The sequence below is a fragment of the Acidovorax sp. KPB24-03 genome (genome assembly GCF_057546605.1).
Genome location: NZ_BAAJYR010000240.1, coordinates 1 through 5195, shown reverse-complemented (window position 1 = coordinate 5195; position 5195 = coordinate 1). Strand labels below are relative to the sequence as shown.

6 protein-coding genes are annotated in these 5195 nt (G+C 71.2%); 5 read left to right on the top strand and 1 reads right to left on the bottom strand.

The window, feature by feature from the left end; translation table 11 throughout:
* Positions 1 to 131 precede the first annotated feature (131 nt).
* Positions 132 to 479: an HPF/RaiA family ribosome-associated protein gene (locus AC27KI_RS18175; protein WP_272566686.1), complete on the bottom strand. Its 348-nt coding sequence runs from the start codon at positions 477 to 479 to the stop codon at positions 132 to 134.
* 291 nt (positions 480 to 770) lie between these two features.
* On the opposite strand from AC27KI_RS18175, the gene AC27KI_RS18170 reads away from it, so the two are divergent.
* From AC27KI_RS18170 to AC27KI_RS18150, 5 genes are all read left to right on the top strand, one after another.
* Positions 771 to 1643, top strand: coding sequence for a gamma-glutamyl-gamma-aminobutyrate hydrolase family protein (locus AC27KI_RS18170; protein ID WP_272566685.1), 873 nt, complete (start codon positions 771 to 773; stop codon positions 1641 to 1643).
* 353 nt (positions 1644 to 1996) lie between these two features.
* The gene (locus AC27KI_RS18165) at positions 1997 to 2545 is read left to right on the top strand and encodes a spore coat protein U domain-containing protein (protein ID WP_487115114.1); all 549 of its coding nucleotides are present in this window, start codon (positions 1997 to 1999) and stop codon (positions 2543 to 2545) included.
* A gap of 45 nt (positions 2546 to 2590) precedes the next feature.
* The gene (locus AC27KI_RS18160; protein ID WP_487115112.1) at positions 2591 to 3217 is read left to right on the top strand and encodes a Csu type fimbrial protein; all 627 of its coding nucleotides are present in this window, start codon (positions 2591 to 2593) and stop codon (positions 3215 to 3217) included.
* Positions 3211 to 4062, top strand: a complete 852-nt coding sequence (locus AC27KI_RS18155; RefSeq protein ID WP_487115110.1) for a fimbrial biogenesis chaperone — start codon at positions 3211 to 3213, stop codon at positions 4060 to 4062. Before AC27KI_RS18160 ends, AC27KI_RS18155 begins: the two co-directional genes overlap by 7 nt.
* Positions 4049 to 5195, top strand: a 1147-nt coding sequence (locus AC27KI_RS18150; protein ID WP_487115108.1) for a fimbria/pilus outer membrane usher protein, incomplete at its 3' end; no start/stop codon positions are given. The genes AC27KI_RS18155 and AC27KI_RS18150, both read left to right, overlap by 14 nt.

Sequence of the window (5195 nt, the reverse complement as noted above, 5' to 3'; positions counted from 1 at the left end):
CCGGCGCATCGCGGCAGGCCCCGGCCGCGCCGCCGCCAGGCCTGCGGAATAAAAAAAGCCCCGCGAAAGCGGGGCCGTGGCGGTTCAGAGCCCGGAGGGCCGGGGCCCGCGCAGGCCCGGCCCTGCCGGACTCACTCGGTCGCAGTGCGGATGGTCTCGCGGCCGTGGCGGTCCTTGAGGCGGCCCAGGTCGGTGTCGAGGGCGCGGGCCGCCTTTTCGACCGCGCTGGTGAAGGCATCGGCCAGCTTGTCCGCATCGGCGCTGGCGGCGACGGGTGGGCGACCCGCCGCGCGGGCTTCCACCACGCAGCGCTTGTCGGCCGCGCCGGACTTGCCGGCGTCCACATCGGACAGGAAGACCTCCACGCGGGTCAGGTGGTCGCGAAAGCGTGCAAGCCGGCTGTTGGTCTCGTCATGGATCCACTGGGCCAGCGATTCGCCGCCCTGGATGTAGTCGTCGGTGTGCACCTGTACTTGCATAGCGTTGCTCCTTTTTTCCAATGGCGCCCGGCAGGGGCCGGGCAAGACGAAAGGGCGGGACCGGCGCGTGGATGCCGCGTTCCGGCCACCACCCGGAGGCATCGTCGCACATCGCAGCGCCGGTGCCATCGCAACGCGCGGCGCCGCCGGGCTGTCGGGCAGGCGCCCACGGCGGGAGCGGCCGGTTCCTACAGCCGGAGCCGGAGGCCGGTGATACAACGTTTGGATGCCTTTTGCCCTGACCTGCGGCGCACCCATTCGCCGACGATTCTCCTTCGCGGACCGCTGAGCATGTCCACTTCCAAGCGCCTCAAGATCGGCCTGTCCGCCTGCTTCTCCCACGCGGACCCCGCCCGCTCGCTGTTCACCAACAAGACGCTGCAGTACGTGGAGCAGTCGATCGCCCACTGGATCATGTCCGCCGGCGCGATGGTGGTGATGGTGCCCTGCCCCACCGGCGAGACCGCGCGCGGCGACGTCACCCTGGCGCACTACGCGGACTGGCTGGATGGCGTGGTGATGCACGGCGGGTCCGACGTGTGGCCCGGCACCTACGGCGAGGTCCCGCTCAAGGACGCCTGGCTGGGCGACCGCATCCGCGACCTGTACGACCTGGCCGTGGTCGAAGCCTTCGAGCAGGCCGGCAAGCCCATCTTCGGCGTGTGCCGGGGGTTGCAGCTGATCAACGTGGCCTTCGGCGGCACGCTCTACCAGGACATCGAAACCCAGCACCCCGGCGCCCAGCAGCACCGCAATGCGGTGACCTACGACCAGCATTTCCACGAGGTGGAGCTGGTGCCTGGCACCCGGCTGTCGCAGATGTACCCAAGCCAGCAGCGCGTGGTGGTCAACAGCATCCACCACCAGGGCATCAAGAACCTCGCACCGGGCTTCGAGATCGAGGCCTGGAGCCATCCCGACGGCGTGCCGGAGGCGATCCGGCGGCGCCCGCAGCGTGGGCGGGGCTACATCGCCGCCACCCAGTGGCACCCGGAATTCTTCAAGCCCGGCTCGTCGCAGACCATGGACGACGCCCCCATCCTGGAGGACTTCCTGGCGGCCTGTTCGCGCTCCAAAGTGCGTCCGTTGCCGGGCCACAGCCCCTTCCAGATCCGGGATCGTGCCGCCCGACTGCTCCGGCAGGCCCTTTTGCTGCGCCGCTGAGAGGCGCGCGCTACCTCAACCGTAGCTATCAAAAACGATAGCGCCGCCGCCAGACGGCACAGCGTTGTGGTGGCTGTTCCGCGTTGCAACAATCAATGCGCGCTTTTCCGGCCAATTGTTACCGTTTGTTAGCAACGCGAAAGCCCACCGTGTAAATGTGCAATAACCGTGTCCGGAGACAGTGCAGCTTGGAGAGCTGCAAGACGACGTAGACCACTGTCCCATCGAAATTTTCTTCCTGCAACGAATAGGGGAAAGCGATGCCAACGAGACCGTCAGCCGCAGGCGCCACGCCGCGCGGAACCCACACCGACCCGTCCCCCAGACTGCCGTTGCGCGCGATGCCTGCTGCGGTGGCCTTGTCCTGCCTGGCCCTCGTGGCCGGGCCCGGCACCGCGGCGGCGGACACCCTCACCGGCAACCTGCAGGCGACCATGCGCATCAGTACGGGCTGCGTCATCTCGGGCAGTTCGGGCGGGCAGTCCGGCGTGAGCTTCGGCACGCTGGACTTCGGCACCCAGCCCGCGACGTTCACGGGCACCGTGAGCGCGGCCCCCACGGGCGGCGCCGGCGGGGCGGGCACCACGCAGATCCTGTGCTCGCCAGAGATCACCGTCATCAGCGTGACGGTGGGCGGCGGGCTGCATGCCGGCCAGGGCGCCGGGGTGGGCGTGGGCACGCGGGCGATGAACTCCGCGTCGGCCTACATCCCCTACGAGGTGTACCAGGACGCGAGCCACACCACGCCCTACCCGCTCAATACGCCGGTGGCGAATGTCGCCATTCCCACGGCGGGAGCGGCGTTCAATCTGCCCATCTACGGGCAGGTCAACAAGACTGGCAGCCAGTCGCTGCCCTTCGGCGCCTACACCGACACGCTCGGGGTCACGCTGACGTTCTGACAGCTCGGCGGCCGGCCACGCGCCCGGCCCGCCCGGAGGACACCCATGATGCAAGCCATCGGACGGCATGGTGGGCCCATGCACGCCCTGAAAAGCCCTGTGCACCTTTTCCGCAGGCCGCACCCCACCCCGGCGCGCGTGCGCCAAGCCGCCTCGGTGGCGGTGCTCGCGGCGTTGCCGGCGTGGGTCGCCGCGCCCGCCGAGGCCGCCACGCCCATCGCCACCACGGCCACGATTCCGGTGAGCGCGACCGTAGCGCGCGGCTGCCAGATCTCGGGCAGCGCGCAGACCACCGGGCTGTCGTTCGGCCTGCTCGACTTCGGCGTGCATTCGCCCGTGCGCACCGGCACGCACAGCGTCATGGCCACGGGCGGCTCCGGCACGCAGGCCCAGGTGCTGTGCACGCCGGGCACCACGCTGCGGGTGACGGTGGGCAGCGGCCTGCATGCCAGCGGCGCGCAGCGCCGGCTCTCCAACGGCTCGCAGTTCATTCCCTATGCGCTCACGCTGGTCGCGGCCGGCTCGCCGGCCCTGTTGCCCAACGTGGCGGCGGACATGGCGCTGGGCGCCACACCCACGGCGCTGCCCATCCAGGCCACCGCGACGTTCCCGGGCTCCGGGCTCAGCGCCGGCACCTACACCGACACCGTGCAGGTGACCTTGTCGTGGTGACGCTGCACCGTTTCCTCGCGCTCGCCCTGGCCCTGATCTGCCTCTGCGGCATCGGCCCGGCGGCCGCACCGGCGCATGCGGCCACGCCGATCATGATCTGGCCTGTGGACCCGGTCATCACCGGCCCGCAGCGCGCGGTGGCGCTGTGGCTGGAAAACCGCGGCGCCGAGCCCGTGTCGATGCAGGTGCGGGTGTTCCAGTGGCGCCAGGCCGACGGACAGGACCGCTTCGAGGCGCAGCGCGAGGTGGTGGCCAGCCCGCCCATCAGCCAGATTCCGCCGGGCCAGCGCCAGATGGTGCGCCTGCTGTCCACGCAGCCGGTGCCGGCGCGCACCGAGCAGGCCTACCGCGTGCTGGTGGACGAACTGCCCGCCGCGACACCCCCGCCACCCCCGGACCCGCCCGCGCCAACACCTCCCTCGGCCGGCGCATCGCGCACGCCCCAAGCGCTGCCCAGCGACGCGGCGGTGGCCGTGCGCCTGCAGATCCGCTATGCGATCCCGCTCTTCGTCTACGGGCCGGACACGCTGCCGCAGCGTCTGGCCGACACCCGGTCGCTGGTCGATGGCACCACCGTCATCACCCCCGAACTGTCGTGGGCCCTCACGGGCGCTGGCCGCACCGGCCAGGTCGTGGTGCACAACCATGGCGCGTCGCACGCGCGCATCACTTCCGTCGCCTGGGCGCGCGGCGGCAGCCGTGCGGCGCCGCCCAAGGACGTGCTGAACTACGTGCTGCCCCATGGCCAGATGCCGCTGGACCTGGCGCCGCCGCCCTCACCCGACCACGACCTGATGGTGACGGTCAACGGGCGCGAAGCCCAGCTGCCCCGTGCATCGCAATGAACCGCGCCCCTCTCCGCTGCGCACCCGCATCGCCCGGTGGGGGGTGCTGGCGGCATGCCTGCCGCGCCTGCTCAGCGCCAGCGACTATCCGGTGCCGGACGCGCATGCCGGCGCCCCGGTCACGCTGTTCCTGGAGATCGTGGTCAACGGAAGGACCACCGGCGAGGTCGTCAAGGTGCAGCACAGCGGCCCCCATTACGAGATCGACGCGGAAACGCTGCGCGAGCTGCACGTGCAGACCCCCGAGCCCGATGGCGCTCCCGTGGCGGTGGACACCCTGCCCGGCGTCTCGGCCCAGTACGACAGCCTGGGCCAGCGCCTGCTGCTGCAGGTGCCGCCAGAATGGCTGCCGATGCAGGACCTGGCCGACCACAGCCGCACGCAGCTGCCGCTGGGCGGAGGCAGCGGCGTGCTGTTCAACTACGACGCCTACGCCATGACCACGCAGGGCCGCACCACCTCGTCGGTCTGGTCCGAGGCCCGGTACTTCGGCGAGCCCGGCGTGGTGTCCAGCACCGGCATCCTGCGCCGCGGCGCCACCGGCATGTCGACCGGCTACGTGCGCTACGACACGCAGTGGACCCGGCCCGAGACGCAGGAGGCCACGCAGACCGTGTACGGCGACGTCATCACCGGCTCGCTGCCGTGGAGCACGCCGGTGCGCATGGGCGGCGTGCAGTGGTCGCGCAACTTCAGCATCCGGCCCGACCTGGTGACCTATCCGCTGCCCGCCTTCTCGGGCCAGGCGGCCGTGCCCTCGGCGGTGGACGTGTTCATCAACGGCTTTCGCGCGGCCAACCGGGCCGTGGCGCCGGGCCCGTTCACGCTGGGCGAGCTGCCCACGGTGAACGGCTCGGGCACGGCCTCGGTGGTGACCACCGACGCGCTCGGGCGGCAGGTGCTGACCTCGGTGCCGTTCTACGTCAACACGCAGCTGCTGCGCCCGGGCTGGACCGACTACTCGCTGTCGCTGGGGGCGCTGCGGCGCGCCTACGGCTTTCGCAGCCTGTCCTATGGCCGGCCCCTGGCCTCGGGCGTGTACCGCCAGGGCATCACCGAGGCGTTCACCCTCGAAACCCAGGCGCAGGCGGGCCGCGGGCTCGGCGTGGCCGGCGCGGGCGGGCTGCTGCGCT

What these genes read in the sequence shown, in the direction of transcription:
- AC27KI_RS18175 (WP_272566686.1), bottom strand. Translation starts at nt 479, where the DNA reads ATGCAAGTACAGGTGCACACCGACGACTACATCCAGGGCGGCGAATCG.
- AC27KI_RS18170 (WP_272566685.1), top strand. Translation starts at nt 771, where the DNA reads ATGTCCACTTCCAAGCGCCTCAAGATCGGCCTGTCCGCCTGCTTCTCC.
- AC27KI_RS18160 (WP_487115112.1), top strand. Translation starts at nt 2,591, where the DNA reads ATGATGCAAGCCATCGGACGGCATGGTGGGCCCATGCACGCCCTGAAA.